Below are 22,662 nucleotides of genomic sequence, written 5' to 3' on the forward strand. Positions count from 1 at the left end.
CGCGGGCTAGGCAAGCGCGGTGATCAATTCGGCGAGAACTCCCTGCCAATGGCGGCGCTGCTGCTCCCGTTCGGCGGCATCGGCCAGCCGTTCCTGGTGAATGCGCAGCATTGTTTTGTCCGGGCCGCTGGCGCGCACGGCGAGTTGCAGGGTCGTTTCGTGCGCCCAGCCGGCCGGCTGCCAGGTGAGCCGGATCCGGTCCATATCGCGGAAACTGCGCGTCTCGCCGCGGATTCCGTCGGCGGTCTCGTATCCGACGCCGGGTTCGGGTTGGACGGTGACGCCCTCGCCGAGCCAGATCGCCACGCCCGCCGCGGAGGTGATGAAGTCCCAGACGTCCTCGGCGGAGCGGCCGACCGTTTTCGAGACGCCGATCTGCCAGCCCGCGTCCTTGGTCTTTCCGACGCTCACTTGGCCACCGCCGCGATCGCGCTGACCTCGACGAGCGCGCCCGGCACGGCCAGCCCGGCCACGCGCTGGACGGTCACCGGCGGCGTCGCTCCCGCCAGCGCCGCGGCGGCGGCCGGATAAGCCTTGGCGAGCTCGACGTCCGCGACCAGCAGGATGTTCAGCATCACCACATCCTGGACGGTCGCGCCGCCTGCGGCCAGCGCCGTCTTCAGGTTGGCCATCACCCGCTCGACCTGCGCGGTGACGTCGGATCCGCCGACGAGCGCGCCGTTCGCGTCGACCGCGTTCTGGCCGCCGACGTAGAGCGTCGTCGCGCCCGGCGGGACCACGGCGACCTGGGCGAAGGCGGGGGACTGGGCGAGCCCTTCGGGGCGGAGCAGCTGAGTCATGAAACGAGTATGACCAGATACCCGGTCGGATACTGTCCTAGTTTTGCGCGAGAATCGAGACCATGACCACCACGAGCCGTCGCCTGGAGACGTTGGCGTTGCTGCAGGCGCGTCCCGGCATCTCGGCCACCGACCTCGCGGCCCGGCTCGGCGTCACCGAGCGCACGACGCGGCGCGACATCGCTCAGCTGCGCGAACTCGGGTACCGCATCGACGGCGAACCGGGCCGGGTCGGCGGCTATCGGCTCGCGCACGGCACCGCGATGCCGCCGCTGCTGCTGGACGCCGACGAGGTCGCGGCGGTTTCCCTCGGCCTGCAGACGGCGGTGGCGGTAGACGGACTGGAAACCGCCACCGTGACGGCGCTGGCCAAGCTGACCCAGGTGGTGCCAACCCGCTGGCAGGCCCGGCTATCCGCGCTCGCGGAGGTGGAATCGTTGCCGGGCAAGCCCTTCCGGCAAGCAGCACGCGACATTCTGGTGCCGCTCGCGTTGGCTTGCCGGGCTGGTGAGGCGGTCCGGATCCGGCATCGAGCCTTGGCTGCTCCGTGGGCGAAGCCCGTTGATGTGCAGCCTTATCGGCTCATCACGGTCCGGCGGCAGTGGTACCTCGTCGCTTGCCCGCGTGGAACCAGTGAATGGAAAACCTTCGCGGTGGACCGGATCGAGGCGGTCCAGCCGCTCGGGATCAAGCTGCCCGCGCCGGAACCACCGTCCACTGTGGCCGATCTGATCACGGACACGGGCTGGCGGTATCGCGTCCGGGTCCAGGTGCACACGTCCGCTGACCTGGTCCGGGAGCTCGTTGACCCGAGCGTCGCCACGGTCGTCGAGGACGGCGACGAGTGCGAACTCCGGTTCGGCACCGACGATCTCGACTGGGCCGCGCGCTGGCTGGCTTACCTGGACGTGGATTTCGACGTCCTGGAACCGTCCGTGCTCATCGATCGCTTGCACGCCTTCGGTTCCTGGCTGGCCGCCCGCTACGTCACCACTCCGCCGGACTGATCGCCGGAGTCCCCGCGCGATAAGCCTCGATCACGATCCGCGCCGCCCGCCGGGACTTGGCGACGACCTGCTCCGTCGGATAGCCAAGCCATTGGTAGACGCCGTTGAGGTAGAAATCGCCGTAGCCGTAGGCCTGGGTGTGGAGTTGCTCCATCAGTTCCAGCGCGATCGGCGGGTCCGGCGCGATCGTGAGGCAACGCAGCAGCGACGCGTCGATCAGCTCGCGGCGGGCCTCGTGCAACTCGACGTATTGCGCGTCGGCGAGTTCGGCGGCGAAGAAGACATGCAGCCCGATCCGGGTTTCCATCAGGTACTTGGTGTGCGCGGCGGCGACGGCGGCCAGCGCGGCACCGTCGTCCGTCTCGGCGGCGGCAGCTTCCTCGGCGAGCTCGCGCAATTGCCGCGCCGCGATGGTGCCGACCGCGGCCAGCAGCGCCGCGCGGTCCGGGAAATGCCGGTACGGCGCGGCGGCGGAGACCTTCGCCCGGCGCGCGGCTTCGGCGACCGAGAACCCGGTGATTCCGTTCTCCGCGATCAGTTCGAGCGAGACGCGCACGAGTTCGGCGCGCAGGTTGCGGTGGTGGTACTGCGCCGCCATGCCGTGTGTCACACCCGATCGTCGTCGCACCGAGGAATAAGCCGACGCCCACGCTAGTCTATGTAAGAGGGTTCTTACATCGATTTCGTCCCGGACCGGACGGGACACCCAGGAGGGCTTCATGACCACGACCACCTCCGCCATCGCCGCCGCGGCGCCGGGCGGACCGCTCGCCCCGACGACGATCGAGCGCCGCGACCTGCGGCCGGACGACGTGCTGATCGACATCGCCTACGCGGGCATCTGCCACAGCGACCTGCACCAGGTCCACCAGGACTGGGGGACCGCGATCTTCCCGATGGTGCCCGGCCACGAGATCGCCGGCGTGGTCGCCGCGGTCGGCTCGGACGTCACGAAGTACCAGGTCGGCGACCGGGTCGGGGTCGGCTGCATGGTCGATTCCTGCGGCGAATGCGAGTACTGCCTGGCCGGATCCGAGCAGTTCTGCGTCAAGGGCAACGTGCAGACCTACAACGGGGTCGGGTTCGACGGCGAGAACACCTACGGCGGCTACAGCCGGCAGATCGTCGTGAAGGACGCGTTCGTCTGCCGGATCCCGGAAGGCATTTCCCTCGACGTCGCCGCGCCGCTGCTGTGCGCGGGCATCACCACGTACTCGCCGCTGCGCCGGTGGGGTGCGGGGCCAGGCAAGAAGGTCGCCGTCGTCGGGCTCGGCGGGCTCGGGCACATGGCGGTCAAGCTGGCCGTCGCGATGGGCGCGGAAGTCACCGTGCTCAGCCAGAGCCTGAAGAAGCAGGAAGACGGGCTTCGGCTCGGCGCGAAGGACTACTACGCGACCAGCGACGAGTCGACCTTCGAGACGCTCGCCGGCCGGTTCGACGTCATCCTCAACACCGTGTCGGCGAAGCTGCCGGTGGACGCTTACCTCAGCCTGCTGCGCGTCGGCGGCGCGATGGTGAACGTCGGCGCGCCCGGGGAACCGTTGGAGTACAACGTGTTCTCCCTGCTCGGCGGCAACCGCGTGCTGGCCGGTTCGATGATCGGCGGCATCGCGGAAACCCAGGAGATGCTGGACTTCTGCGCCGAGCACGGCGTCGGCGCGGAGATCGAGACGATCAGCGCGGACCAGGTGAACGAGGCGTACGCGCGGGTCGAGAACAGCGACGTGCGGTACCGCTTCGTGATCGACACTTCGACGATCGGCTGACCCCTCGCCGGCCGCGCCCCAATGCCACATTGGGTGCATGTGACGCACCCAATGTGGCATTGGTTGCGCTCAACGCACCCAATGCCACATTGGGGCGCGTCAGAGCACCATAGTGCGGTTGCCGTGCACCAGGACGCGTCCCTCAAGGTGCCAGCGCAGGCCGCGGGCGAGCGTCACCTTCTCGATGTCCCGGCCCTTGCGCACCAGGTCCTGCACCGAATCGCCGTGGTCGACGCGGATCACGTCCTGTTCGATGATCGGCCCGGCGTCCAGGTCCGCGGTGACGTAATGGCAGGTCGCGCCCACGAGCTTCACGCCGCGGGTGTGCGCCTGGTGATACGGCTTCGCGCCGATGAACGACGGCAGGAAGCTGTGGTGGATGTTCAGCGCGCGCCCGGTCCACGCCGCGCACAGTTCCGCGGGCAGCACCTGCATGAACCGCGCGAGCACGATCGCGTGCGGGTCGTGTGCGTCGACCAGTTCGCGGACCTTGGCGAACGCGGCTGCTTTGCCGTCCGGGTCGCCCGCCGGGAACGGCACGTGGTGGAACGGGATCCCGTGCGCGCGCGTGATGTCCGCGAGCGAATCGTGGTTGCCGATCACCGCGGCGATGTCGACGTCCAGCTCACCGGAGGCGACCCGGCCGAGCAGGTCGTAGAGGCAGTGCCCGGCCTTCGACACCAGCACCACCGCGCGCGGGCGCTCGCCGGTGTCGCGCACCTGCCAGCTCGACTCCGCCGACAGTTCGTTCGCGACCTCGCCGAACCGCTCGCGCAATCCCTCCGCGTCGAACGACAGCGAATCGGCGCGGACGACCTGGCGGGTGAAGAACCAGCCCGAGTCGGGATCGGTGTGATACGCCGCCTCGACGATCATTCCGCCGTGGTCGGCGAGGAAGCCCGAGATGCGGGCGATGATGCCGGTGCGGTCGGGACAGCCGAAGGTGAGCACGTAACGCTGGGGATCTGACACCCGTCCATTCTCGCCGCCCGCTGGTCAGGGCGCTGCGAGGGGCTCCAGAAGGGTGGCGTCGCCGACGTTCTCGGCGTGGTTCGGGCGGCCCCACAACGCGCGGTAGACGTCGTCAGCGGGTCCGGCGAGCGTGAGGTCCGGGATGCCTTCGCCCAGCGTCGGCGGCTGGTCGGCGTGCAGCAGCACGGTCCACGTCCGCGTGTCGGTGCTGACCTGGACGATCCCCTCGCGGCCGCTCGGCTGGGCGCGGCGCGGGGTCAGGAAGGCGAGGAACTCGTCGATGCCGTCCTCGGCGAATTCCGAGCGGTACCGGGTGACCGGCGGCGTCGGCAGGGCGCTTTCCGCGTCGAGCCGGTGGATGGCGAACTCGTGCGCGAGCCGGCGCGTCCAATCCCCGACGGTGACCGGGCCGCCGTGCGGGAACGGCGAGCGCAGCGGGGTGTCCGCCGGACGGCGCAGGGCTTCGCGGACGGCCATCCGTTCGCCGTCCCAGCAGCCGAGCGAGTCTTCCCAGGTGACCGCGGCCGGTGGCTCAGCTTTCCGGTCGGTGATCGCAGCGACCGTGTACGAGAGCACCGTCGTCAGGTGTGTCACCAGGTCCTGCACTGTCCATTCCGGACAGTTGCGGACGGGCGCGGCCGGACCTGCGGCGAGCGTCGCGGCTTTGATCCGGTCGGCGTGGATGTCGATCGCTTCCAGCAGACGTGGCGCGTCCATGCACTGACCGTAGCCTGCGCACGCGTACCCGTCGGCCGAATTCGATGAGCACGACCAGCAGCAGCCCGAGCAGGAACGACAGCAGCAGGCCGTACACCGGACGGTCGGCGAACGCGGCCCCGCCGGCGAGCCCGATCAGCGCGCTGTACACCGACCACAGTGCCGCGCCCACGGCGTCGAGCGGCACGAACCGGCGCAGCGGGTAGCCGAGACTGCCGTTGGCCAGCGCGCTCGCGACGCGGCCGCCGGGCAGGTAACGCGCGGCGATGATCAGCAGCGGAGCTTGCCTGCGGACCTGGTCGCGGGCCCATTCGTAGCGTTGCCGTCCGGACGGTCCGCGCTGCAGCCAGGCGACGGCGCGCGGCCCGGCGGCGCGGCCGACCGCGTAGCCGAGACAGTCGCCCGCCCACGCCCCGGCGGCGGACACGACGACCAGCAGCGCGAGCGTGCCCAGGTCCGGTCCGATCAGGACGGCGACGGTCACCACGGTCGTTTCGCTCGGCATGAACGGGAGCAGCGCGTCCAGTCCGGCGATCGCGAACACGAGCACCCACAGCCAGGGCGAGCCGAGCGTGCCCCGGATCAGTTCGGTGGCGTGTTCCAGCAGTTCCACCCGCTCATCGTCAGCACTGAAGGTCACCAAGGGATGACCCAGCGGGGTGCGGGTGGTGAACAGGTGGGTTCAGCGCGGCGCGACGCTCTCCCAGGCCACGGTCAGCTCGCCGAGCCTGCGCCGGTCCGGATTGCCGAAGACCGGCCAGCCGCGGTCGGCGAGCATGGCGACGGTGGTGGTCCAGCGGGCGCGCACGCCGAAGGAACGGTGCGGTGCCGCTGCCGCCCAGCATTCGTCCAAAGTGGACATGAGGGCGTGCACGCGTTCGCCGGGAACGTTGCGGTGGATGAGGATCTTCGGCAGCCGTTCGGCCACTGTGGACGGACGGTCGAGTTCGGCGAGGCGCAGCGACAGGGTCAGCGTGCGCGGACCGTCGGCCCCGACCACGACCCATGTGACCAGCCTGCCGATCTCGTCGCAGGTGCCCTCCACGAGCAGACCGTCCGGCGGCATCGCGTCGAGCATCAGCTGCCACGCGCCAGGGACCTCGTCCTCGGCGTACTGGCGGAGCACGTTGAACGCGCGCACCAGGACCGGCCGCGTCCCGGCCAGTTCGAAACCGCCGCGCCGGAAATCCAGCCGGGGCGGATCAGCGGCGGGCAGGGCGGCGGCGACGCGCTCCGGGTCGAGTTCGAGCCCGAGCACCCGGACGTCCGGCCGCACGCGCGCGAGCCAGCGGGCCAGTTCCACCGTCGTGACCGGCGACGCTCCGTAGCCGAGATCGACGACAAGGGGACTTTCGCCGCGCCGCAGCAGCCGCGTGACAGCCGGGTGGCTCGCGAGCCAGCGGTCGACCCGGCGCAGCCGGTTGGGATTGGTGGTGCCCCTGGTCGGGGCCCCCACCGGGGTCAGGCGCGCTCGGCCAGCCACTGCGCGGTGAACTCGTCCTCGTGCCGCAGCAGGTTGACCACCTGCTCGGAGACGAACTCCTCGATCCGGCCGCCGAAGAGAGGGATGCGGACGACGACCTCGCCGGTGGTGCGGAGGAGGACCTTGCTTTCCTTCAGGGCGAGGTAGGTCGAAGCGCCGATCTCGCCGGGTACGCCGCCGACGCTGACGTCGGACCGGCCGGTGTACTCGTCGCCGGACCGCTTCCACGTCTGGGCGCGATTGACGATGATGTCGCCCTTGTGCAGGGCGCGGACGGCTTGGGGGAGCTTGGCCGCCTTGATGCCGTGCTGGAGCTCGTAGCGGACGGAGTCGCCTTCGGCGGTGTAGGCGAGGAGTTTGGCGTCGTCGCCGCCCAGCGCTTCGAGGCGGGCACGGAGTGCTTCCTCTCCGGCCACTGCGGCGAAGACGTCCGCCAGTGAGCCGTCGAACTCGCCGCGGTGTTCGATCCGGGATCCCATGAAACGGACAGTACCGGGGTGGGTGGGGGTGGGTGTGCCGGAGTTCTCGGCTCGTCGCCTGGTGGCGACATCGGCCCGGTCTTGGGTTGCGTGGGGCACCCCGAAGGTTGATTGTGCTGACGGGCGGCGGGTGCTTGTCAAGGCGGGAAAGATGCCTTGACAAGCACCCGCCGCCCGCAGGGAGGCTTCGTATCGGGGTGCGGGGGAGGGGCTGGGTGCCTCGTTGGTTGGGTGCACCGGCGCGGTTCGCGGTGGCTGGGGCTTGCGCCCCAATGTGGCATTGGGTGCATGTGACGCACCCAATGTGGCATTGGGTGCATGTGACGCACCCAATGTGGCGTTGGGTGCGTGGGACGCACCCAATGTGGCATTGGGGCGCATCCCGGCAGTGGGCGGAGGAGGGGCGTGAGGGGAACCCTGGGGGAGTCGGAGTCGATGAGGGTGGGCCGCACGGACGGTCCCAGGGGGCGGGGCGGGGGCGGGCAGTACCGTCAATAGCCGTGGACATCGCTGAAACGCCTGGTCCGGCGCGCCTCGCCGACTTCACCACCCTTCGTCTCGGAGGGCCGGTTCGCCGATTCGTCACCGCGACCACCGCGGCGGAACTCGTCGCTGCGGTGCGCGAGGCGGACGAAGCTGGTGAGCCAGTCCTGCTGCTCGGCGGCGGATCGAACCTCGTGGTCGGCGACGACGGCTTCGCGGGCACTCTCGTGCGGATCGCCAACACCGGCTGGACCCGCGACGGTGACATCGTCGAGGTGGCCGCCGGGCAGGAGTGGGACGCGTTCGTCTCCGCGCTGGTCGACAACGGTCTCGGCGGGCTTGAGTGTCTTTCCGGCATCCCGGGTTCGGTCGGGGCGACGCCGATCCAGAACGTGGGGGCCTACGGCGGCGAGGTGGCCGAGTCGATCGTCTCCGTCGAGTTGTACGACCGGGCCGCGAAGGAGGTGCGGACGGTCAAGGCTGACGAACTCGGCTTCGCTTACCGCACCAGCGTCCTCAAGGGCACCGACCGCGGCGTGGTGCTGAGCGTGCGGTTCCGGATCGACCCGAGCGGGCAGTCCGCGCCTGTCCGGTACGCCGAGTTGGCGCGCACGCTGGGTGTCGAAATCGATGCGAAAGTCCCCGCCGCGCAAGCCCGGGAAGCGGTGCTCGGGCTGCGGCGCGGCAAAGGCATGGTGCTCGATCCTGCCGATCACGACACGTGGAGTGCGGGCTCGTTCTTCACCAATCCGATCGTTCCCGAGGAAGAAGCGGCAGCGGTGCTGAGCCGGATCGCGGAGTCGACCGAGGGGAAGATCCCGCAGTACCCGGCCAAGGGCGGGGTGAAGCTGTCCGCCGCGTGGCTGATCGAGCGGGCTGGGTTCGGCAAGGGGTACCCCGGGCCGGGTGGCCGGGTTTCGCTGTCTGCCAAGCACACTCTCGCGCTGACCAACCGCGGCGAGGCCAGCACCGAGGACCTGCTCGCGCTGGCTCGCGAGGTCCGAGACGGCGTCGAAGCCCGGTTCGGTGTGCGGCTTCACCCGGAACCGCTGCTGATCAACTGTTCGTTGTGAGGTTCCCGGGGTAACCCGAGTGAGCCAATCGACAAGAAACCGGCAGCAACCGGGCACCGGGTGAAACGTCTTGCGGGATGGAGAGGAATTTCCGGTTCGCAGGTAACGTCGAATCGCTCACCGGCGCTGTTGTGCGTGGGAGAAGCCGGTGCGGGGGACAAGTGGAGGTAGGACCGTGATCGAGCGCCGTACGGTGTTCAAGGTCGTCGCCGCGGCGAGTGCGGCGGCGCTGGCCGCCGCGTGCTCGGGCGGCAGCAACGACGGCACCGCGGTGCCGCAGGGCGGAAGCGGCGACAACGGCGGCAAGCCGGTCGCCCCGGTGGCGAAGCTCACCGCGACCCCGGCCGTCGGAGCCAAGGACGCGAGCGTGCGCGAGCCGGTGGTGGTGAAGGTCACCGAAGGCAAGCTCACCGAGGTCAAGCTGACCAACGAGGGCGGCGACGAGATCAAGGGCGAGATCGCCCCCGACGGCCTGTCCTGGACCAGTTCCGAACCGCTCGGCTACGGCAAGACCTACAACTACGCGGCCAAGGCGACCGGCACCGACCAGCGGCCCGCCGAGCTCAAGGGGTCGTTCGCCACGGTCAGCCCCGCCAAGACGGTGCGCGCCACGCTGAACCCCGGCGACGACGCCGAGGTCGGGGTCGCGATGCCGATCAGCGTGAAGTTCAACGGGGCCGCCCCGAAGGACCGGGCCGCGGTCGAGAAAGCGCTCAAGGTCAAGACCAGCAAGGACGTCGAGGGCTCGTGGGCCTGGCTGTCGGCGAACCAGGTGGACTGGCGGCCCAAGGAGTACTGGCCGGCCAACACGACCGTCGAGGTCGAGGCGAACCTGTACGGCGTGGACCTCGGCGGGGGCGTCTACGTGAAATCGGACGTCAGCACCAAGTTCAAGATCGGCCGCAACCAGGTGGTCAAGATCCACACCCCGGACCATGTGATGAAGGTCTACCGCGGCGGTGCGGAGAGCGCGAGCTACCCGTGCTCCAACGGCCTGGACTCGGACGTCCAGCGCAACACTCCGAACGGCACCTTCATCATCATGTCGAAGGAGCCGCACGCGGTGTTCGACAACGCGCGCTACGGCTACACCAACGTCAACAAGAAGTGGGCCTGCCGGTTCTCCAACCACGGCGAGTTCATCCACGAAAACCAGGACAACGCGGCCGCGATCGGCAAGACGAACAACTCGCACGGCTGCGTCAACCTGCTCGAGGCGGACGCCAAGGCCTACTTCGACACGGCGATGATCGGCGACCCGGTCGAGGTCACCGGCTCGCGGCTGGGCAGCCCGACCAACTCCGACGTCAAGGACTGGTTCTACGACTGGTCGACCTGGAAGTCGCTCTCGGCCGTGAAGTGATCCACTGGCCGTCTGCTAACAAGTAGAAGTGAACACTGAGGTAAACGGGGCCGGCGGCGTGCGGATCGCACTGCGCGTCGAGGGCCGGGAGAACGCGCGTCCGATCGTCTTCGTGCACGGCTGGGCCCAGTCCGCCGCGGCCTGGTCCGCTCAGCTGGTCGACCCGGCGCTGCGCGAGCAGTTCCGGCTCGTCGCGATGGACCTGCGCGGGCACGGCGGCTCCGACGTCCCGTCGGACGGTTACGACGATCCCGCGCAGTGGGCCGGAGATCTCGCCGCGGTGCTCGACTTCGCCGGTCCGGACGCGATCGTTGTCGGCTGGTCCTACGGCGGGCTGGTGATCGCGGACTACCTGCGCGAGCACGGCACCGCACGGCTCGGCGGCATTGTGCTGGTTGGCGCGATCACCGAGATCGGCCGCAACCGCGAAGGCGGCGCGACCGGGCCGATCATGCGGGCCGCACTGCCCGCGGCGCTCTCGGACAACGCTGAGGCGGCGATCCCCGCGCTGGTCGAGTTCACCCGTGCCCAGGCCAGCCCGAAGGTGCCCGGCGCGTACGCCCAGGCGATGCTCGGCAGCTCGCTTTCGGTGCCGCCCGCGGTGCGTGTCGCGCTGTTCCGGCGGGACATCGGCAGTGGTGAGGTGCTTGCCGCGGTCGACAAACCGACCCTCGTGGTGCACGGCTCGGCCGACGGGGTGGTGGATCCTTCGGCGGCAGAGTATTCGGCCGGGAAGATTCCGGGGGCGGTCCTGCGTTGGTTCGTTGAGGCCGGGCATCTGCCGTTCGTCGAGGAGCCGGAGGACTTCAACTCCGTGCTGCGGCGGTTCGCCGGGGACGCAGCCGAGTAGCAGGAGTGACCAGGTGACCCTCAAGGGATTCATCGCTGAGCCGCGCCGGATCGCGGTCTTGTCCGTGCACACCTCCCCGCTCGAGCAGCCGGGCACCGGCGACGCCGGCGGGATGAACGTGTACGTCAGCCAGACCGCGCAGGAGATGGCGCGGCGCGGCATCGAGGTCGAGGTCTTCACGAGGGCGACCTCGTCGGAGCAGCCGCCGCTGGCCGAACTGGCTCCGGGCGTCACGGTGCGGCACGTGCCGGCCGGGCCGTTCGAGCCGCTGGCGCGCGACGAGCTGCCCGCGCAGCTGTGCGCGTTCACCTCGGGCGTGCTGCGCGCGGAGGCGTTTCACGAGCCGGGCTACTACGACTTGATCCATTCGCACTACTGGCTGTCCGGGCAGGTCGGCTGGCTCGCCCGCGACCGGTGGGGCGTGCCGCTCGTGCACACCGCGCACACGCTCGCCAAGGTCAAGAACGCGCTGCTCGCCGAGGGTGACAAACCCGAGCCGCGGACGCGTGTGATGGGCGAGGAACAGGTGGTCGCCGAGGCGGATTGCCTTGTCGCGAACACGCAGGTCGAGGCTCGGCAGCTGGTCGATCTCTACGGGGCCGCCACTCATGCGGTGCACGCGGTGCCGCCGGGTGTCGACCTCGAACGGTTCACACCCGGCTCGCAGCTGGACGCGCGTCGCGAGCTGAACCTGTCCCCGGACGCTGTCGTGCTCGCTTTCGCCGGACGGATTCAGCCGCTCAAGGCTCCGGACGTGCTGTTGCACGCGGCGGCGGAAATGCTGCGACGACGGCCGGAATTGGCGTCGCGGCTGGTGGTTCTGGTGGTCGGCGGACCGTCCGGCACCGGTCTGGAGCAGCCGCAGGCGTTGCGGGAACTGGCGGTGTCGCTGGGCATTGCCGAGCAGGTGCGGTTCCTGCCGCCGCAGACCGGATTGAAGCTGCGCACGGTGTTCCGCGCGGCCGACGTCGTCGCGGTGCCGAGCTACAACGAATCCTTCGGTTTGGTCGCGCTCGAAGCACAGGCGTGCGGGACGCCGGTGGTGGCGGCGGAGGTCGGCGGGCTGCCGGTCGCGGTGCCGCACGGGGTGTCCGGACTGCTGGTCCCGTCGCACGGCGCGGCGGAATGGGCCGACGCGCTCGCCGCGGTCGCGCTGCGGCCGCAGCGGCGGGCCGAACTCGCGGCCAACGCGGTGCGGCACGCGCAGCGGTTTTCCTGGCGGCGCACCACGGATTCCTTGCTCGACATCTATGCTCAAGCGACCAGAGCGTTCCGGCAGGCGCTGGAACTGCGGGCGGAGGTGGCAGTGTGAGCCTTGACGCGACTATCAAGTCCACTTTGGACTCAAGTGGGCTCAAGTACGACCGTCGCGGCGAAGGCCGTTATTTCGTGACGTTGCCGGGAACCAAGAAGCTGCAGACGAACTGCTGGCTCGTGGACGGCGACCACGCGTTCTCGGTGGAGGCGTTCGTCTGCCGCCGCCCGGACGAGCGGCACGAGGATGTGTACCGGTTCCTGTTGCAGCGCAACGCCCGGCTCTACGGCGTGCACTACACAGTGGACAGTCTCGGCGACATCTACCTGGTCGGCCGCTTCGGCAAGGAGACGGTGACCGAGTCCGAACTGGACAAGATCCTCGGCCAGGTGCTCGAGGCCGCCGACGGCGATTTCAACATCCTGCTGGAAATCGGGTTCGCCACGTCGATCAAGCGCGAATGGGACTGGCGCGTCTCGCGCGGCGAATCGCTGGCGAACCTCCAGGCGTTCAAACACCTCGCCGAACCCGCCGGAGGGCACGAACCGGGGTTGACCGAGTCGTAACCGATTCCGTGCAACGGCTTTCCCCCGTCGTTTCGTCTCACCGCCGACGACTGGAGGGAGACCGGAATGCGGACTCGATGGAGATGCGTGCTCGCGGGTGCCGCGCTGGTGCTGCTGGCCGGATGCAGCGGCGGCACCAGCGCGGACTCGGCGAGGTCGGCTGTCGCATCCGCGCCGCAGCAGGAGGGGGCTGCGCCCAAACAGGGCAACGCGCAGGCGTCAGTGCCCGCGCCCGGCGCGACCGATCGCAAGCTGGCGCGCAGCGCACGGCTGGAACTGACCACGCCGAAGACCAATGACGTCCTGTCCCGCGCCAAGGCGATCGCGACAGGTGCGGGCGGATATCCCGGCCAGGAGAGCGCGACGGACGATTCCGCGTCGCTGACCCTGGCGGTGCCCGCGGAGAAACTCGACGGCGTGCTCGACCAGCTCAGCGGCCTCGGCCAGGTGAAGCGGCGGGAGATCAGCGCGCAGGACGTCACCGCGCAGGTGGTCGACGTGGACGCGCGGCTGGCGACCCAGCGGGCGAGTGTCGACCGGATGCGCGCGCTGCTGGCGAAGGCGCAATCGGTGTCCGAAATCGCGTCCGTTGAGAGCGAGTTGACCAGCAGGCAGGCCACGCTGGAATCTTTGGAGCGGCAGCAGGCTTCGCTGGCCGGGCAGGTCGCGATGGCGACCGTGTCGCTGTCGGTGACGAAGCAGGAGGCTCCCGCGGCACCGGCGGGCGGCTTCTTTTCCGGGCTGTCCGGGGGATGGGACGCGTTCGTCGCGTTCTGCAACGGGCTGGTGCGGGTGCTGGGCGCGGCGCTGCCGTTCCTGATCGCGTTCGGGATTCCGGCGGGCGCGGTGTTCTGGTGGTTCCGGCGGCGGCACCGGGCCAAGCCCGCGGAGTGAGGGGCTGGCGGAACGGCTCGAGGGAGGGGGGAGTCGCGATCTCGAGCCGTCCCGCTGCAGGTCCCGCCTGCTGGACCCGGTGACGAGGGGGATGCCAACGGGGCCGGCGGGCCGCGGCTCGGCAGGGGGGAGACGAGCCGCGGTCACTGCCCGTGATCAGCCGGGAGTGCGTGGAATCCGGCTGAGCGGGACATGCCCAACCTGTCAGATGTCGACCAGTAATCACAAGACTACTGGTTACTCCGTTCGAGTGAAATTCACTCACGGGGATAACAGTGTGCAGCGCCTTGCACTCTTTGGCCTGCTTGTCGGCAACCCGGCTGCGTGCCGGGTGAAGGTGTTACTCCCGGGTAACGCACTCTGGGTAGAGGGGTGGACGCACTACTGGCAGCGCTCGCGCGCTCTGGCAGGCTGGTGCCCATGGCCGAACTTGGGACCCTGGTGCTGCTGCGGCACGGACAGAGCACGTGGAACGCGGAAAACCTGTTCACCGGCTGGGTGGACGTGCCCCTTTCGGAGACCGGCGAGCGCGAAGCCCGCCAGGGCGGGCAGCTGCTCGCCGAGGCGGGGCTGCTGCCGGACGTGGTGCACACGTCGCTGCTGCGCCGGGCGATCAGCACGGCGAACATCGCCCTCGACGCCGCCGACCGGCACTGGATCCCGGTCAAGCGCGACTGGCGGCTCAACGAGCGGCACTACGGCGCGCTGCAGGGCAAGAACAAGAAGCAGACGCTGGACGAGTTCGGCGAGGAGCAGTTCATGCTCTGGCGCCGCTCGTACGACACGCCGCCGCCGGCTATCGACCCGAAGGACGAGTTCAGCCAGGCGGGCGACGCGCGGTACGCCGACCTCGGCGACCAGGCCCCGCTGACGGAATGCCTGAAGGACGTCGTGGCCCGGCTGCTGCCGTACTGGGAGTCGGCGATCGTCCCCGACCTGCGGGCCGGCCGCACCGTGCTGGTCGCCGCGCACGGCAACTCGCTGCGCGCGCTGGTCAAGCACCTCGACGGGATCTCCGACGACGCCATCGCCGCGCTGAACATCCCGACCGGCATCCCGCTGCGCTACGACCTGACCGCGGACCTCAAGCCGGTCAAGGCGGGCGGCGAGTACCTCGACCCGGAAGCGGCGAAGGAAGCCGCCGCCGCGGTGGCGAACCAGGGCCGCTGAGGTCTCTGCCGCTTGTGTTTTCGTGAGCGGCGTCGCCGGTTCTCGCCGGCGACGCCCCTCACGCGCACGGCCGGGCAGACCGCAGTCCGGCGGGGTCGGGCAGGGTCGGGCAGGGCTGCTTGCGCGGGTTGGGGGTCGTGAGTGTTCGTCGCGGTTCTAACCGCGATCGCCGCTCACGAGCCCTCGCTGGAAAACGCCTTGATTCCGGACACCTTCCACTCCGTGCCCTGCCGGACGAGGTCCAGGTGGACCGGCAGCCGGTTTTCCCCCGGGTTCTGGCCGCCGCTTGTCGTTACCAACGCCGACAGCACCGCCGCCGCCTTCGTCCCGTCCGGGCTGAGTTCGGTCAGCGCGGCGGTCGAATCCGCGCCGAAGGTCGCCTTCTTCCCGGTTTTGCGGATGCTGTCGATGGTCTCCTGCCGGGCCAGCCGGAACTGCGACGCCAGCGGTTCGGCGGCCACGTTTTCCCACTTCGCGTAGCTGCCGTCGATGTCCTTCGGATCGATGGTCATCAGGATCCCGCCGTCCCGGACAGCCGCGTCGACTGCGGCGTCGCGGGCCGCGGCGAGGCCGCCCGCGGGGCTCGGGGCGGCGGTGAGCTGGCCGCGCGGGTCGAAGTTCAGATCCTCCAGCTGCCAGTGCCCGTTCGCCTTGCCCGCGGTGACCAAAATCAGCGCGACGCTCTGGTTCTTGGCTCCGTCGGGGCGCTTGCTGTGCTGCGCGGCGACCACCAGCATCCGCGCGTGCTCCGGGGTCAGCTCGGCAAGACCGGTCTCGATGACCTGCGTCTGCGTGGTCACCGGCTCGGTGCGGACCTCGGCGAAGGTCTTGTCGAACTGCGCGCGAGCCCCGCCGGTCAGGTACTCCTGCTCGGTTTTCGCGACCTCGTCCGGTTTCGTGGAGTCGTAGCTGAACGCCGTCTCCACGGCCTTTTTGACGCCGGACACCGCGTCGCTGGTCGCCTTGGCGTCCACATAGGCCACATTCGCGGGAGCGGGAGCAGACGCGGGCGGCGCGGCTTGCTGGGACGCGGCGCATCCCGCGGTGAGCAAGGCCGCGGCGAGCACAGCGCGCCTCACAGCAGGCCCGCCTCCCTCGCGAGAGCACCCGCTTGGAACCGCGACGTCGCACCCAGAACATCCATCAATTCGGCCACCCGCCGACGGTACGTCCGCAGCCCGACGCCCATCGCCCGGGCCGCCTTCTCGTCCGTGGAACCGGAAGACAGCAGGTCCAGCAGCTGCGGCGTGTACTGCCGCAATTCGGCGAACCGCGTCTCGTACGCCTCCATCGCAGTCGACGAGCGCCAGGCGGCCTCGAACAGCGACGAGATGCCGCGCACCAGATCCGGTGCGGTCACGACGTTGTAGCCGGGACCGGCGGCGAGGATGGCGACGCGGCCGTCGAGCAGGATCGTCTCGTTGATCTCGTGGTCGCTGATCCGGACTTCCGCGCCGAGCTCGTGCAGCGTCCGCAAGTGCTCGGCGCCGACCGGGTCGAGCATGACCCGCGCCAGGTAGACCTTGCGGACCCGGAGTTTCCGTTCCTTCGGCAGCTCCCTGGCGAATTTCTGCATCGCGGACCAGGTGTGCAAGTCGTTCGCGGCGCAGGCGAACTCGTCGGCTCCGGCGAGCAGGTGGCCGGCGCGTTCGACCAGTTCCCGCTCGTCGCGGATGTTCGCGATTTCCTCGGCTCGGGGCACGTCGTCCAGTGTTCCCGCGTTGGCAGCTTGCTGCCAAACCCGCCGCGGCGGCCGGTCGCGAAGCACGCTGGAGACATGACCGAAACGACACTTCCCGCCGCTGCCGCGGGCACCTGGCAGCTCGGCTCGCGCACCGTCAACCGGCTCGGCTTCGGTTCGATGCGGCTCGGCGGTTCGCTCGACCCGGCCGCGCCGATCGACGCCGACCGCGCGATCTCGGTGCTGCGTCGCGCTGTGGAACTGGGCGTGAACCACATCGACACCGCCGCGTTCTACTTCGGCACGACCTGGTCGGCCAACGCGTTGATCAAGGCCGCGCTCGCCCCGTACGGCGACGACCTCGTGCTGACCACCAAGGTCGGCCCGTCCCGCGACGAAACCGGCCAGTTCCGGCCGTTCGCCCGTCCCGACGAACTGCGCGGCCAGGTCGAGCAGAACCTGCGCGAACTCGGCCGCGACCACATCGACGTGGTCAACCTGCGCATCGGCACCGGTCTCGACCGCGGCACCGGCTCGCTCGCCGAGCACTTCGGCGCACTGGCCGAATTGCGCACCGAGGGGCTGATCGGCGAGCTCGGGATTTCCAACGTCAGCGCCGAACACCTCGCCGAGGCGCAGGCGATCGCGCCGGTGGTGTGCGTGCAAAACCAGTACGGCCTCTCCGCCCGCCGCGAGGACGACGAACTGCTGCGGCGGTGCGGCGAACAGGGCGTGGCGTTCGTGCCGTTCTTCGCGGTCGCGAGTGGACAGTCCGACGCGGGCGAGCGGGTCGCCGAGGTTGCGCGGCGGCACGAGGCGACGGACGCTCAGGTGCGGCTGGCGTGGACCCTCGCGCAGGGCCCGCACGTGCTGGCGATCCCCGGTACGAGTGACCCCGCACACCTGGAACAGAACGTCGCCGCGGCAGCGCTCAAACTGACCGACGAGGACCTCAAGACCCTTGAAATGCGCTGAAGGCCGAGCGCGTCGATTTGGCCGGAACATCTCGATCGGGTGAACGGGGCCTGACCCCGAGGCGAATATGTACCCCTCAGGTGTCACTCGCCTCACGACAGGGCTTCCAGGACTAGGCCGGAAGGCTACCGGGATGCTTACGATTCCCCCGTGACCACGCCTGTTGTCCTGCTGACGGCCATCGGCGCGCTTGTCGTCGGCGCGGTCGCCGGTTTCCTCGCGGCCAGGGCGCGCGCCCGGCGCGAGGCGGCCCGGCCTACCGGCCCCACCGTCGCGGAGCTGCTCGAACGGCTGATCCGCTCTTCCAACAACGGCGTCATCGTGCTCAACCGGTTCGGCGACCTCGTGCTGCACAACCCGCGGGCGTACGAGCTCGGCCTGGTTCGGGTGAACCAGGCCGATCCGCGGGCGCGCAAGGCCGCCGAGCAGGTGGTCGAGACCGACGAGCCGATGGAGGTCGACCTCTCGCCGCTGGAGAGCCGCGGCCGCCGCCAGCCCGAGGCGGTGCTCGGCGAGGTCCGGCCGCTCGGCGACGGGTTCACCGTCGTCGAGGCCGTCGACCACTCCGAGGCGATCCGGCTGGAGGCGGTCCGCCGCGATTTCGTCGCGAACGTCAGCCACGAGCTGAAGACCCCGGTCGGCGCGATCGCGCTGCTCACCGAGGCCGTGCTGGACGCCGCCGAGGACGTCGAGGAGGTCCGCCGCTTCGGCGGCAAGATCCTGCGCGAGTCCACCCGGCTCGGCCAGCTCGTCACCGAACTCATCGCGCTGTCCCGCCTCCAGGGCGCCGAACGGCTGCCGGACCTCAACGTGGTCGAGGTCGACGCCGTCGTGCGCGAGGCGCTCGGGCGCACCACGCTGTCCGCGGAATCCGCCGACATCACCATCACCACCGACACGGCGAGCGGCCTGCTCATCGAGGGCGACCGGACGCTGCTGGTCACCGCGCTGTCGAACCTGCTGGAGAACGCCGTCGCGTACTCGTCGGCGGGCAGCCCGGTGTCGATCTCGCGCAGGCTCGCCGACGGCATGGTCGAGATCGCGGTGACCGACCGCGGCATCGGCATCGCCGAGGACGAGCAGCAGCGCGTGTTCGAGCGCTTCTACCGCGCGGACAAGGCGCGTTCGCGCGCCACCGGCGGCACCGGGCTCGGACTGGCGATCGTGAAACACGTCGCGGCCAACCACGGCGGTTCGGTCGGCCTGTGGAGCCGTCCCGGCACCGGGTCGACGTTCACCCTGCGCATCCCCGCGCACGTGCGCACCGAACCCGCCGACACCGCACGCAAGGCCGCGCCCGCGCGGCCGGACAAGACCCCCGAGCGGACACCCCGGCTCGTGGCAACCGGGCAGGAAGTCTCCAGCCCAGACCATGGAGGAAACCTGTGACGAGGGTTCTCATAGTCGAGGACGAAGAGTCCTTCGCCGACCCGCTCGCCTTCTTGCTGCGCAAGGAGGGCTTCACCGCGGCTGTCGCGGTGACTGGCCAGCAGGCGCTTGAAGAGTTCGACCGCAACGGCGCCGACATCGTGCTGCTCGACCTGATGCTGCCCGGGATGAGCGGCACCGACGTCTGCAAGCAGCTCCGGCAGCGCTCCGCGGTGCCGGTGATCATGGTGACCGCGCGCGACAGCGAGATCGACAAGGTCGTCGGGCTGGAACTCGGCGCCGACGACTACGTGACCAAGCCGTACTCCGCGCGCGAGCTGATCGCGCGGGTGCGCGCGGTGCTGCGCCGCGGCGGCGAGCCGGGCAGCGACGGCGAACTCGCGCCGCTGGTGCTGTCGGCCGGTCCGGTGCGGATGGACGTCGAACGGCACGTGGTCACTGTGGACGGCGGCGAGGTTTCGTTGCCGCTCAAGGAGTTCGACCTGCTGGAGTACCTGCTGCGCAACGTCGGCCGGGTGCTCACCCGCGGCCAGCTGATCGACCGGGTGTGGGGCGCGGACTACGTCGGCGACACCAAGACGCTCGACGTCCACGTGAAGCGGCTCCGCTCGAAGATCGAGCCGGACCCGGGTTCGCCGCGGCACCTGGTGACCGTGCGCGGGCTCGGCTACAAGTTCGAGACCTGAGCCGCCCTTTCGCTCCGTCCGTGAAGGACTCCTTGCGGGAATCTGATTCCCGCAAGGAGTCCTTCACGGCTTTTGTCCGGGTTTCAGCGCACACCGTGCCGGTTCGCGCACGCTGAGTTGGTGTCGATCCGAGTGGAGTTGGTTACAGTTTCGAGACCTGGCACTGGGACCGGTACGCTGAATCCTCGTGCGCCTAGGGGTACTCGACGTCGGTTCCAACACCGTCCACTTGCTCGTGGTCGACGCCCACCGTGGCGCCCACCCGACCCCGATGCACTCCGAGAAAACGATGCTGCGGCTGGCCGAACAGCTCACCGGCTCCGGCGAATTGAGCCGTCCCGGCGAGGACGGCCTGGTCCGGGCGGTCGAATCGGCCAAGGCCGCGGCCGCGCGGCTCGGCTGCGAGGACGTGCTGGCGTTCGCGACGTCCGCGGTCCGCGAGGCGAAGAATTCGGCGAAGGTGCTGGCCAGGGTGGGCGCCGAGACCGGCGTCAACCTGCGTGTGCTCTCCGGCGAGGACGAGGCGCGGCTCACCTTCCTCGCGGTGCGCCGGTGGTACGGCTGGTCGGCCGGGAAACTGCTGGTGCTGGACATCGGCGGCGGTTCGTTCGAGGTCGCGATGGGCCGCGACGAGGAGCCCGAACTGGCGGAGTCGCTTCCGCTGGGAGCCGGGCGGACCACCCGCACCCGTTTCCGCCACGACCCGCCCACGCGCTCCGAGGTCGTCGCGACGTCGGCCTGGCTCGAGGACCAGCTCGCCGGGCTCGCGAAGAAGGTCGCCGGACAGGGTCTTCCGGACCGGGTCGTGGCGACTTCCAAGACGTTCCGCTCGCTCGCCCGGCTGACCGGGGCGGCCCCCTCGGCGGCGGGCCCCCGCGTGCGCCGTACGCTCACCGACACTGCCCTTCGCCAGCTCATCGCCTTCATTTCGCGGATGACCGCCGCGGATCTGGCCCAGCTGGAAGGCGTCAGCGGGAGCCGGTCGCATCAGCTCGTGGCAGGCGCGCTGGTGGCGCAGGCCGCGATGCGGGCGCTCTCCCTCACCGAGTTGGAGATTTGCCCCTGGGCGCTGCGAGAGGGTGTCATCCTGCGGCGGTTGGACCACGCCAACGGCGCGGACGAAACTGGGACCGCGATCGCCGGCGTTTCGGCGAGCGGGGAGGACCGGTGACAGCAGCGGACTGGACTTGGCCGACGAAGACCAGGCACGGTGAAGAGGTGACGGACATGCACTGCACGGTGTCGATTGCGCGCGGCTCCGGAGGCAGGTGTGCCCGAGTGACCACAACCAACCCCGAGCGCGCTTTGGACAGCACGGTATGACGGACCAGACCGGCGGCGACCAGCCCCAGAAGACCGTGGCCGAACTGCTCGCCCAGCACGGGCAGCAGGTCGACGGCGGACGGCGACGCAGGCGCAGGGCGGCCGATGACGAGGACGAGGCCGCCCCGCGGCGCTCGGGCCTCACCGACACCGGACCGCAGGCGATCATCGACCGGGTGGCGTCCGAGGGCGGCACCCCGCCGCCTCCTTCGCGTCCCCCCGGCGGCCGCCGCCGTCCGGACGCGGCCCCGCGGCCCGGCCCGCCCGCGCCTCAGGAATCGGGCCAGTACCCGCGTCCTGGGCAGCAGCCTTCGGGGCAGTACCCCGCGCCGCAGGAATCCGGGCCGCCGCCGAGGAACGGCCAGCCCTCCGGGCAGTACCCGGCTCCGCAGCCGAATGGCCAGCAGGACTCGGCTTACGTGCGTCCCCCGGCTCCGCCGCAGGAGTCCGGGCAGTACCCGCGACCCGCCAACGGCCAGCAGGATTCGGCCTACGTGCGCCCGCCCGCGCCGCCGCAGGAGTCGGGCCAGTTCGCCCGTCCCGCGCCGCCCGCGGCCGGTCCGCAGGGCACTGGCTACCTGCGTCCCGCCGCGCCGCAGGACTCCGGTTACGTCCGCCCGCCCGCGCCGCCGCAGGAATCCGGGCAGATGCCGGTTCCGCCGCGCGGCCGTCCGCCGCGTCCGCAGGCCGCCGACGAGGAGACCCGCGGCGCGGTGCCGCCGGTCCGCCGTCGCCCGGGCCCGCAAGCTCCGCCGCCTCCGCCGCAGGACGGCGGCTTGGCCGCCCGCCTCGACGGTCTCGACGGCGACACCCCGGAACCGCCCGCGACCCCGATGGCGAGCGGCGCGTTCCCGGCCCCCGCGGCGCCCAACCGGCCGCGGCGTGCCCCGGCCCGCCGTCCGGCGCCGAAGCAGGAGCCGCACACCGAGCAGTTCGACGCGATCGACGGCCCGCCCGCCGATGGCGTCGCCGAAGACGCGCCGCCCGCGGGTCTCGCCGGCTGGCGGCAGCGCCGTCAGGCGGAACAGCTGGAAGACACCGAGGTCGGCATGATGCCGGCCGTCCCGCCCGCTGGCGCGGAGCCGGAACCGGCCGAGGGGTACGCCGAGGACGACTACGTCGACGACGGCTACGAGGACGAGTACCCGCCCGCCGCCGCGGACTACGACGCGGGCCCGCCGACCGCGGGCTACCCGGCCCCGATGCCGTTCGCGCCGGGCGGCAAGGACCCGGTCGAGGACGACCTGGCCGAATACGAGCGCGAGTTCGCCGAGCCGTCCGGTTACCCCGAGGGCCAGCCGGATTTCGAAGGCGACGACGGCTACGGGTACGAGCAGGCCGAGGGCTACGAGCACGCCGAGGGTTACGCCGAAGGCGACGAGTACGACGACTACCCCGAGGAAGCCGTCGCCGAGGACGCTCCGGAGGCCGAAGCCGAACCGGAACCCGCGGTGTCCGCGGGCAAGCAGTGGCTGACGCTGGCCGGACAGCTCGCGCTGGGCGTCGTCGGCGGCGCCGCTGTGTGGCTGGGCTTCAACTGGCTGTGGGTCAACCTCGCGCCCGCCGCGCTCGTGGGCGCGCTGCTGGTGATCGTCGCGCTGGTCTGGATCGTGCGGAAGATCCGCCGCGCCGAGGACCTGCAGACGACCCTGCTGGCGATTCTCGTCGGGCTGGTGGTGACGGTGTCGCCCGCGGCGCTGTTGCTGGTGGCCAAGTAGCCCGCCGCCGAG

At 70.4% G+C, this 22,662-nt stretch carries 23 protein-coding genes and 1 pseudogene; 14 read left to right on the forward strand and 10 right to left on the reverse strand.

Annotated elements, in window-relative coordinates:
* Positions 1 to 6: 6 nt before the first annotated feature.
* Together L3Q65_RS38590 and L3Q65_RS38595 are read right to left on the reverse strand one after the other, a co-directional pair.
* Entirely contained in the window at positions 7 to 411 is a 405-nt protein-coding gene (locus tag L3Q65_RS38590) for an SRPBCC domain-containing protein (protein ID WP_237597882.1), read from the reverse strand.
* Positions 408 to 800 (reverse strand): RidA family protein, encoded by a 393-nt coding sequence (locus L3Q65_RS38595; protein WP_237597883.1) that lies wholly within the window; start codon positions 798 to 800, stop codon positions 408 to 410. Before L3Q65_RS38595 ends, L3Q65_RS38590 begins: the two co-directional genes overlap by 4 nt.
* A 62-nt stretch (positions 801 to 862) precedes the next feature.
* On the opposite strand from L3Q65_RS38595, the gene L3Q65_RS38600 reads away from it, so the two are divergent.
* Entirely contained in the window at positions 863 to 1,807 is a 945-nt protein-coding gene (locus tag L3Q65_RS38600; RefSeq protein ID WP_237597884.1) for a YafY family protein, read from the forward strand.
* Here L3Q65_RS38600 and L3Q65_RS38605 read toward each other — a convergent pair.
* Positions 1,788 to 2,405 (reverse strand): TetR/AcrR family transcriptional regulator, encoded by a 618-nt coding sequence (locus L3Q65_RS38605; RefSeq protein ID WP_237600991.1) that lies wholly within the window; start codon positions 2,403 to 2,405, stop codon positions 1,788 to 1,790. The genes L3Q65_RS38600 and L3Q65_RS38605 overlap by 20 nt on opposite strands.
* A gap of 121 nt (positions 2,406 to 2,526) precedes the next feature.
* On the opposite strand from L3Q65_RS38605, the gene L3Q65_RS38610 reads away from it, so the two are divergent.
* Entirely contained in the window at positions 2,527 to 3,573 is a 1,047-nt protein-coding gene (locus L3Q65_RS38610) for an NAD(P)-dependent alcohol dehydrogenase (RefSeq protein ID WP_237597885.1), read from the forward strand.
* 99 nt (positions 3,574 to 3,672) lie between these two features.
* Here L3Q65_RS38610 and purU read toward each other — a convergent pair whose 3' ends face one another.
* The 5 genes and pseudogenes from purU to L3Q65_RS38635 form a co-directional block, all read right to left on the reverse strand.
* Positions 3,673 to 4,524: a formyltetrahydrofolate deformylase gene (gene purU / locus L3Q65_RS38615; RefSeq protein WP_237600992.1), complete on the reverse strand. Its 852-nt coding sequence runs from the start codon at positions 4,522 to 4,524 to the stop codon at positions 3,673 to 3,675.
* Between the two features lie 45 nt (positions 4,525 to 4,569).
* Positions 4,570 to 5,172, reverse strand: a pseudogene (locus L3Q65_RS38620) (maleylpyruvate isomerase family mycothiol-dependent enzyme); the annotation flags it as partial.
* Positions 5,078 to 5,875: a DedA family protein gene (locus tag L3Q65_RS38625; protein WP_237597886.1), complete on the reverse strand. Its 798-nt coding sequence runs from the start codon at positions 5,873 to 5,875 to the stop codon at positions 5,078 to 5,080. The gene L3Q65_RS38625 and the pseudogene L3Q65_RS38620, both read right to left, overlap by 95 nt.
* A gap of 69 nt (positions 5,876 to 5,944) precedes the next feature.
* Entirely contained in the window at positions 5,945 to 6,745 is an 801-nt protein-coding gene (locus tag L3Q65_RS38630; RefSeq protein ID WP_237597887.1) for a class I SAM-dependent methyltransferase, read from the reverse strand.
* Positions 6,724 to 7,224, reverse strand: a complete 501-nt coding sequence (locus tag L3Q65_RS38635; RefSeq protein WP_182893915.1) for a DUF2505 domain-containing protein — start codon at positions 7,222 to 7,224, stop codon at positions 6,724 to 6,726. The genes L3Q65_RS38630 and L3Q65_RS38635 overlap by 22 nt, the downstream gene beginning before the upstream one ends.
* A 500-nt stretch (positions 7,225 to 7,724) precedes the next feature.
* Here L3Q65_RS38635 and L3Q65_RS38640 point away from each other — a divergent pair, with 500 nt between their 5' ends.
* The 7 genes from L3Q65_RS38640 (at position 7,725) to L3Q65_RS38670 (ending at position 14,878) form a co-directional block, all read left to right on the forward strand.
* A complete protein-coding gene (locus L3Q65_RS38640) occupies positions 7,725 to 8,780 on the forward strand; it encodes a UDP-N-acetylmuramate dehydrogenase (RefSeq protein ID WP_237597888.1) in 1,056 nt (351 codons plus the stop codon).
* 175 nt (positions 8,781 to 8,955) lie between these two features.
* Positions 8,956 to 10,143, forward strand: coding sequence for an Ig-like domain-containing protein (locus L3Q65_RS38645; RefSeq protein WP_237597889.1), 1,188 nt, complete (start codon positions 8,956 to 8,958; stop codon positions 10,141 to 10,143).
* A 28-nt stretch (positions 10,144 to 10,171) separates the two neighbouring features.
* Entirely contained in the window at positions 10,172 to 10,993 is an 822-nt protein-coding gene (locus L3Q65_RS38650; protein ID WP_237597890.1) for an alpha/beta fold hydrolase, read from the forward strand.
* 13 nt (positions 10,994 to 11,006) lie between these two features.
* Positions 11,007 to 12,305 (forward strand): D-inositol-3-phosphate glycosyltransferase, encoded by a 1,299-nt coding sequence (gene mshA / locus L3Q65_RS38655; protein ID WP_182890425.1) that lies wholly within the window; start codon positions 11,007 to 11,009, stop codon positions 12,303 to 12,305.
* Positions 12,302 to 12,814, forward strand: a complete 513-nt coding sequence (locus L3Q65_RS38660) for a YbjN domain-containing protein (protein WP_009071931.1) — start codon at positions 12,302 to 12,304, stop codon at positions 12,812 to 12,814. The genes mshA and L3Q65_RS38660 overlap by 4 nt, the downstream gene beginning before the upstream one ends.
* A 66-nt stretch (positions 12,815 to 12,880) precedes the next feature.
* Positions 12,881 to 13,708 (forward strand): DUF4349 domain-containing protein, encoded by an 828-nt coding sequence (locus L3Q65_RS38665; protein ID WP_237597891.1) that lies wholly within the window; start codon positions 12,881 to 12,883, stop codon positions 13,706 to 13,708.
* Between the two features lie 420 nt (positions 13,709 to 14,128).
* Positions 14,129 to 14,878 (forward strand): phosphoglyceromutase, encoded by a 750-nt coding sequence (locus L3Q65_RS38670; protein ID WP_182890423.1) that lies wholly within the window; start codon positions 14,129 to 14,131, stop codon positions 14,876 to 14,878.
* Positions 14,879 to 15,051: 173 nt separating this feature from the next.
* On the opposite strand, the gene L3Q65_RS38675 is transcribed toward L3Q65_RS38670, so the two are convergent.
* Both L3Q65_RS38675 and L3Q65_RS38680 read right to left on the reverse strand, forming a co-directional pair.
* A complete protein-coding gene (locus L3Q65_RS38675; protein ID WP_237597892.1) occupies positions 15,052 to 15,957 on the reverse strand; it encodes a hypothetical protein in 906 nt (301 codons plus the stop codon).
* The gene (locus L3Q65_RS38680) at positions 15,954 to 16,580 is read right to left on the reverse strand and encodes a DNA-binding response regulator (RefSeq protein ID WP_237597893.1); all 627 of its coding nucleotides are present in this window, start codon (positions 16,578 to 16,580) and stop codon (positions 15,954 to 15,956) included. Before L3Q65_RS38680 ends, L3Q65_RS38675 begins: the two co-directional genes overlap by 4 nt.
* 75 nt (positions 16,581 to 16,655) lie before the next feature.
* On the opposite strand from L3Q65_RS38680, the gene L3Q65_RS38685 reads away from it, so the two are divergent.
* The 5 genes from L3Q65_RS38685 (at position 16,656) to L3Q65_RS38705 (ending at position 22,650) form a co-directional block, all read left to right on the forward strand.
* Positions 16,656 to 17,534 (forward strand): oxidoreductase, encoded by an 879-nt coding sequence (locus tag L3Q65_RS38685; RefSeq protein ID WP_182890420.1) that lies wholly within the window; start codon positions 16,656 to 16,658, stop codon positions 17,532 to 17,534.
* A 150-nt stretch (positions 17,535 to 17,684) separates the two neighbouring features.
* On the forward strand, positions 17,685 to 18,923 hold the full coding sequence (locus L3Q65_RS38690) for a cell wall metabolism sensor histidine kinase WalK (protein WP_182890419.1): 1,239 nt from the start codon (positions 17,685 to 17,687) through the stop codon (positions 18,921 to 18,923).
* The gene (locus L3Q65_RS38695; protein ID WP_009071942.1) at positions 18,920 to 19,609 is read left to right on the forward strand and encodes a response regulator transcription factor; all 690 of its coding nucleotides are present in this window, start codon (positions 18,920 to 18,922) and stop codon (positions 19,607 to 19,609) included. Before L3Q65_RS38690 ends, L3Q65_RS38695 begins: the two co-directional genes overlap by 4 nt.
* A gap of 187 nt (positions 19,610 to 19,796) precedes the next feature.
* Positions 19,797 to 20,780 carry a Ppx/GppA phosphatase family protein gene (locus L3Q65_RS38700; protein WP_182890418.1) on the forward strand — a complete coding sequence of 328 codons (984 nt, stop codon included), beginning with the start codon at positions 19,797 to 19,799 and terminating at the stop codon, positions 20,778 to 20,780.
* Positions 20,781 to 20,928: 148 nt separating this feature from the next.
* Positions 20,929 to 22,650 (forward strand): phage holin family protein, encoded by a 1,722-nt coding sequence (locus L3Q65_RS38705; RefSeq protein WP_237597894.1) that lies wholly within the window; start codon positions 20,929 to 20,931, stop codon positions 22,648 to 22,650.
* Positions 22,651 to 22,662: the final 12 nt, after the last annotated feature.

This window comes from Amycolatopsis sp. FU40, assembly GCF_021903635.1.
Taxonomy (GTDB): domain Bacteria; phylum Actinomycetota; class Actinomycetes; order Mycobacteriales; family Pseudonocardiaceae; genus Amycolatopsis; species Amycolatopsis dendrobii.

What these genes read in the sequence shown, in the direction of transcription:
- L3Q65_RS38635 (WP_182893915.1), bottom strand. Translation starts at nt 7,224, where the DNA reads ATGGGATCCCGGATCGAACACCGCGGCGAGTTCGACGGCTCACTGGCG.
- L3Q65_RS38665 (WP_237597891.1), top strand. Translation starts at nt 12,881, where the DNA reads ATGCGGACTCGATGGAGATGCGTGCTCGCGGGTGCCGCGCTGGTGCTG.
- L3Q65_RS38605 (WP_237600991.1), bottom strand. Translation starts at nt 2,405, where the DNA reads ATGGCGGCGCAGTACCACCACCGCAACCTGCGCGCCGAACTCGTGCGC.
- L3Q65_RS38595 (WP_237597883.1), bottom strand. Translation starts at nt 800, where the DNA reads ATGACTCAGCTGCTCCGCCCCGAAGGGCTCGCCCAGTCCCCCGCCTTC.
- L3Q65_RS38610 (WP_237597885.1), top strand. Translation starts at nt 2,527, where the DNA reads ATGACCACGACCACCTCCGCCATCGCCGCCGCGGCGCCGGGCGGACCG.
- L3Q65_RS38670 (WP_182890423.1), top strand. Translation starts at nt 14,129, where the DNA reads ATGGCCGAACTTGGGACCCTGGTGCTGCTGCGGCACGGACAGAGCACG.
- L3Q65_RS38600 (WP_237597884.1), top strand. Translation starts at nt 863, where the DNA reads ATGACCACCACGAGCCGTCGCCTGGAGACGTTGGCGTTGCTGCAGGCG.
- L3Q65_RS38685 (WP_182890420.1), top strand. Translation starts at nt 16,656, where the DNA reads ATGACCGAAACGACACTTCCCGCCGCTGCCGCGGGCACCTGGCAGCTC.
- L3Q65_RS38705 (WP_237597894.1), top strand. Translation starts at nt 20,929, where the DNA reads ATGACGGACCAGACCGGCGGCGACCAGCCCCAGAAGACCGTGGCCGAA.